4 protein-coding genes are annotated in these 5,689 nt (G+C 79.9%); 3 read left to right on the forward strand and 1 reads right to left on the reverse strand.

The genetic code is table 11. From position 1 onward, the window contains the following. Positions 1 to 60 precede the first annotated feature (60 nt). The 3 genes from hrpB to ACRYR9_RS19390 all read left to right on the forward strand — a co-directional run bounded on the left by hrpB (position 61) and on the right by ACRYR9_RS19390 (position 4,676). A complete protein-coding gene (gene hrpB / locus ACRYR9_RS19380) occupies positions 61 to 2,580 on the forward strand; it encodes an ATP-dependent helicase HrpB (RefSeq protein ID WP_432499049.1) in 2,520 nt (839 codons plus the stop codon). 117 nt (positions 2,581 to 2,697) lie between these two features. Further along, positions 2,698 to 3,774 carry an NAD(P)-binding domain-containing protein gene (locus ACRYR9_RS19385; protein ID WP_432499046.1) on the forward strand — a complete coding sequence of 359 codons (1,077 nt, stop codon included), beginning with the start codon at positions 2,698 to 2,700 and terminating at the stop codon, positions 3,772 to 3,774. Positions 3,775 to 3,854: 80 nt separating this feature from the next. Continuing rightward, positions 3,855 to 4,676 (forward strand): methyltransferase domain-containing protein, encoded by an 822-nt coding sequence (locus tag ACRYR9_RS19390; protein WP_432499043.1) that lies wholly within the window; start codon positions 3,855 to 3,857, stop codon positions 4,674 to 4,676. 182 nt (positions 4,677 to 4,858) lie between these two features. Here the strand turns inward: ACRYR9_RS19390 and ACRYR9_RS19395 are convergent, their stop codons facing one another. Then, the gene (locus ACRYR9_RS19395) at positions 4,859 to 5,557 is read right to left on the reverse strand and encodes a SprT-like domain-containing protein (RefSeq protein ID WP_432499041.1); all 699 of its coding nucleotides are present in this window, start codon (positions 5,555 to 5,557) and stop codon (positions 4,859 to 4,861) included. Positions 5,558 to 5,689 lie beyond the last annotated feature (132 nt).

The following is a 5,689-nucleotide window of genomic DNA, read 5'->3' on the forward strand; positions in this document are numbered from 1 at the left end:
CACCGGGCGGCAGACCGCCGCCCGGTGCCCCGCCGTCCTCTTTCCTGGGACGCTGGCGCCGTGCTGCCGCCCGGACTGCTGGACACCCTGCCGGTCGGCGCGGTCGTGCCCGACCTCCTCGACGCCCTGGAGCGCTCCGGGACGGCGGTGCTGCAGGCCCCGCCGGGCACCGGCAAGACGACCCTGGTGCCCCTCGCGCTGGCCGGTGCCCTGCCCGGCCGCGTCCTCGTGGCCGAGCCGCGGCGCGTCGCTGCCCGAGCCGCCGCCGCGCGGATGGCCGCTCTGCTGGGCGAGGAGGTCGGCGGCACCGTCGGGTACGCCGTGCGCGGGGAGCGCCGCGCCGGCCCCGGAACCCGGGTGGAGGTCGTCACCACCGGCCTGCTGCTGCGCCGGCTGCTGAGCGCCGAGGACCTGCCCGGCGTGTCCGCCGTGCTGCTCGACGAGGTCCACGAGCGCCAGGTCGAGCTCGACCTCGCGATGGCGTTCTGCCTGCAGGCGCGCCGGCTGCTGCGCGAGGACCTGCGGATCGTGGCCGCCTCGGCCACCCTCGCCGCGGACCGGCTGGCCGCCCTCCTGGGGGACGGCCCCGGCACCCCCGCACCCGTGGTCCGCGCCACCGCGCCCGTGCACCCGCTGCACGTGCGCTGGTGCCCGCCGCCGCGACCGGTGCGCCCGCCGGAGGGGCTGCGGGTCGACCCCGCGCTGCTGGAGCACGTCGCGGCCCTGGTGCGCGAGGCCGTCGCGGAGCTGGACGGCGACGTGCTGGTCTTCCTGCCCGGTGCGGGGGAGATCGCCGCCGTGCAGCGGCGCCTGGCCCTGCCGGGGGTGGACGTGGCCGTCCTGACCGGTGGGCTGGGCTCGCGCGAGCAGGACGCCGCGCTGCGCCCCGGGCCGCGCCGCCGCGTGGTGCTGGCCACCGCCGTGGCCGAGTCCAGCCTGACCGTGCCGGGGGTGCGGGTGGTCGTCGACTCCGGTCTGGCGCGGGTGCCGCGCGTCGACCACGCCCGGGGCCTGGCCGGGCTGGACACCGTGCGGGTCTCGCGCGCCGGCGCCGAGCAGCGCGCCGGCCGCGCCGCGCGCGAGGCGCCCGGCACGGTGCTGCGGGCGTGGTCGCCGGCCGACCACGCCCTGCTGGTGCCCGAGCCGGCCCCCGGGATCGCCACCAGCGACCTGACCGCCTTCGCGCTGCTGGCGGCCTGCTGGGGCGAGGTGGCCGACCTGCCGCTGCTGGACCGCCCGCCGGCCGGGCCGCTGGCCGCGGCGCGGCAGGTGCTGCGCGACCTCGGCCTGCTGGACGCCGCCGGTGCGGTCACGCCCGCCGGTCGCGCCGCGGCGGAGGTGGGCGCGCACCCCCGGCTGGCCCGGGCCCTGCTCGACGGTGCACCGCTGGTCGGCGCGGCCCGCGCCGCGGAGGTCGTCGCGCTGGTCGGCGAGGACGTGCGCGGGCGCGACGACGACCTGGTCGCCACGTGGCGGGCCGCGCGGGCGGGCCGGGCGCCGGGTGCGGAGCAGTGGCGGCGGGAGGCCCGGCGGCTGTGCGCGTCGCTGCCCGCGCGCAGCGCCGCGACGTCGCCGGACGGGTCGCCGGGCGACCTGCCGGACGACCTGGCGGCGGGCCTGGTGACCGCGCTGGCGTTCCCCGAGCGCATCGCGCTCCGCCGCGGCGCCGGCTGGGCGTCCACGGGCGGCACCCGCTTCGAGGCCGGGCCCGGCTCGGCGCTGGAGGGTGCCACCTGGCTCGCGGTGGCCGTGGCGGACCGTGCCCCCGGCCGCGCCTCGGCGCGCGTGCGGGCCGCGGCGCCGCTGGACGAGGACCTGGCGCGCACGGTCGTCACCCCCGTGGCGGTCGACGAGGTCGCCTGGCGCGACGGCGACGTGGTGGCCCGCCGCGTGGAGCGGCTCGGCGAGCTGGAGCTGTCCACGCGTCCTCTGGCCGACCCCCCGCCGGAGCGTGTCGCCGCCGCCGTCGCCGACGGCCTGCGCCGCGAAGGGCTGGGCGTGCTGCGCCTGGACGGGGCGGTGCGTTCCCTGCGGCAGCGGGTGGCGTGCTGCCGCGCCGCGCTGGGCGAGCCGTGGCCGGACTGGAGCGACGAGGCGCTCGCGGCCGACCCGGCGCGGTGGCTGGGGCCGCAGCTGACGCGCGTGCGCTCGCGCGCGGACCTGCGGCGCCTCGACGCGGGAGGCGCACTGCGCCGGGCGCTGCCCTGGGAGGTGGCGGCCCGCCTGGACGAGCTCGCCCCCGAGGCGCTCGCGGTACCCAGCGGCCGGCGCGTCGCGCTGGACTACGCGGACCCGGCCGCACCGGTGCTGTCGCTGAAGCTGCAGGAGGCGTTCGGGTGGCGCACCGGCCCGCGGGTGGCCGGTGGGCGGGTGGCGGTCGTGGTGCACCTGCTGTCCCCGGCGGGCCGCCCGCTGGCCGTCACCGCGGACCTGGAGTCGTTCTGGCGCAACGGCTACCCGGGTGTGCGCTCCGAGAACCGCGGCCGCTACCCCAAGCACCCCTGGCCCGAGGACCCGCTGGCCGCCGAGCCGACGGCCCGCACCAGCGCCGCGCTGCGGCGGGGGACCCCGCCCCGTTGAACGCTCCCCGGGCCGGTCGCGGCCCGGCGGTCGCCGCGCGCACGGGTGCCGGAGAACCCTACGATCACGGACTGTGACGCGACGGGTGGCGCGGGCCGCGGGACGGCGGGGCCGCAGGTGAGCCCGGCCCTGACGACCGTGGACGTCGTCGTCATCGGTGCCGGGCAGGGAGGGCTGGCCACGGCCCACCACCTGCACCGCGCCGGGCTGCGCCCCGGGCACGGGTACGCGGTCCTGGACGCCGCGGACGGGCCCGGCGGGGCGTGGCGGCACCGCTGGCCCTCGCTGACGATGGCGCTGGTCAACGGAGTGCACGACCTGCCGGGGCTGTCGATGCGCGAGGCCCTGGGCCGGGTGGACCCGGGCGCACCGGCGGCGCGGGTGGTACCGGCCTACTTCGCCGCCTACGAGGAGACCCTGGGGCACCCGGTGCACCGGCCCGTGCGGGTGCGGGAGGTGCGCCCGGCGGGTCCCCGGCTGCTCGTCGCCACCGACGCCGGGCGCTACGCCGCGCGGGCCGTCGTCAACGCCACGGGCACCTGGACGCGCCCCTTCCGCCCGTACTACCCCGGCGCGGAGGGGTTCGCCGGCCGGCAGCTGCACACGGTGGACTACCGCGGGCCGGAGGAGTTCGCGGGGCAGCACGTGGTGGTCGTCGGCGGAGGCGTCTCGGCGGTCCAGCACCTGGCGGAGCTGTCCCGCGTCGCGGGCACCACGTGGGTGACCCGCAGCGAGCCGGTGTTCCACGAGCCGGACGCCGCCGGTGGGCTGGACGTCGAGGCGCGCCGGGCGGCGGTGGCGCGGGTGGCCGACCGGGTCGCGGCGGGCGCCCCGCCCGGCAGCGTGGTCTCGGCCACCGGCCTGGTCCTGACGTCGCAGGTGAGCGCGCTGCGGGAGGCGGGCGTGCTGAAGCCGCACCCGCCGTTCATGCGCGTCCTGCCGCACGGGGTGCGCTGGGCGGACGGTTCCGAGCAGGCCGCCGACGCGATCCTGTGGGCCACCGGGTTCCGCCCGGCGCTGGAGCACCTGCGCCCGCTGCGGCTGCGCGAGCCGGGTGGCGGGATCCTCGTGGACGGCACCCGGGCGGTGCGCGAGCCGCGGCTGCACCTGGTGGGTTACGGCCCGTCGGCGTCGACGGTGGGGGCCTCCCGGGCCGCCCGGGAGGCGGTGCGCGAGGTGCTCGCAGGGCGCTGACGCGCGATGGGTCGTCTCATTTTTTGAGATGGGCGTTTCACATGATGGACGAGGGGTTGGGGTGCCGCGATGCTCCCGCCATGAGCACCCCCGTCTCCGGAACCTCCGGCGCCCCCGCCTACCTGCACGGGTACGCCCCCCCGGTGCGCCGTTCGCACGGCCGGCGCACCGTCGTCAACTCCGCCTCGTACCTGCTGCCGCGGCTGCGCCCGGGGCTGTCCCTGCTCGACGTCGGGTGCGGCGTGGGCACCCTGACCGCCGACCTGGCGGCGCACCTCGCCCCCGGTCGCGTGGTCGGCGTCGACGCCTCCGCCGACGTCCTGGCCGCCGCCCGCGAGGCCGCCGACGCCCGCGGCGTCGTCGTCGAGCTGGCCGTCGCGGACGCCGGCGCGCTGCCGTTCGCCGACGGCGAGTTCGACGTCGTGCACGCCCACCAGGTCCTGCAGCACCTGCCGGACCCCGTCGCGGCGCTGCGGGAGATGCGCCGGGTGTGCCGGCCCGGCGGCACCGTCGCGGTGCGCGACGCCGACTACGCCACCGTGCACTGGCACCCCGCCGCCCCGGCGCTGGACGCCTGGCTGTCCGGGTACCGCGCGGCGGCCCGCAGCGCGGGCGGCGACCCGGACGCCGGCGCCCGCCTGCTGTCCTGGGCGCGCGCCGCGGGGTTCACCGACGTGGTGCCCTCGGCCTCGGTGTGGTCCTTCGCCACCGAGCAGGAGCGCGACTGGTGGGGCGGGACGTGGGCCGAGCGCACCGAGAACTCCGAACTCACGAACCGCTTGCGCGGCAGGGGGTTCAGTGAGGAGGACGTCGCCGCGGCGGCGGGTGCGTGGCGGGAGTGGGCGGCCGACCCGGACGGGTGGACGGCGATGGTGCACGGCGAGCTGCTCTGCCGTGCCTAGGGTTCGTGCGGGTCGGGTTCCGCGGCTGGCGGGAGTTCCCGGGGCCGGGCTCTCCGCCCGCGCCGGGGCTCTCGCGGGACCTCGCCGTGCAGAGGAGGCGCGGGCTCCGGACGCCCTGCCCCGGGAACTCCCGCCAGCCGCTCAGGGCACCGCAGGCCTGCTCCGGGTTCGCTCCGGTTCCGTCAGGGGAGGGGTTCGACCGCGGTGAAGGGGGCGGTGAGGACCCCGACGGGCGTCTGCACGTGGTAGCGGGTGCGGGCCCGGCGCAGCACGAAGCCGGACAGGCCGGCGTAGCGGCCCGTGCCGAGCAGTCGCACGGGCGTGCCGGCCGGCAGCGGCGGAGCGGCGGGGGTGGTCGCTCGCGCGTCGTGCAGCAGGCCGGCGCGCAGGGCGCGGTGGTCGGCGCGGTACTGCTCGCCCATCTCGGGGACGGGGACCTCGCGGCCGTCGAGGTGCCACGTCAGCAGGTGCTCGGCGGAGAAACCCCGGGCGCAGGCGCCGCAGGCCACCAGCCGGGCCGGTCGCCGGTGCCGCGTCACGGCGTGCCCCGCCGGGCACACCCCGCGCCAGCGCCCCGGCGGGCGCGGTGCGGAGGTGGTGCGGGTGCCCGTGCAGCCGATGCTCCGCGCGGTCGCGCGCCACACCGCGTCGTGCCCGTGCCGGGCGCCCACCAGGGCGTGCGCGATCTCGTGCAGCACGGTGTCGCGCACCTCCTCCGCCGAGTGCAGCCGCACGAGGGGGGCGCTCAGGCCGATCTCGCGGCGGTCCTCCCGGCACACCCCGGCGCGGGTGCGGGCGCGGTCGAGCACGACCGTCCAGCCGGCCAGCCCGTGCTCGGCCAGCAGGTCCTCGGCCATCGCCACCGCGTCCCCCACGTCCACCGCGTCATCCTGCCCCCACCCCGCCACCGTCCCGCCCCCACCCCGGGGGGGGGGGGGGGGGGGGGGGGGGGGGGGGGGGGGGGGGGGGGGGGGGGGGGGGGGGGGGGGGGGGGGGGGGGGGGGGGGGGGGGG

Origin of the sequence: Kineococcus auxinigenes, assembly GCF_050871525.1 — a bacterium.
Lineage (GTDB): Bacteria > Actinomycetota > Actinomycetes > Actinomycetales > Kineococcaceae > Kineococcus.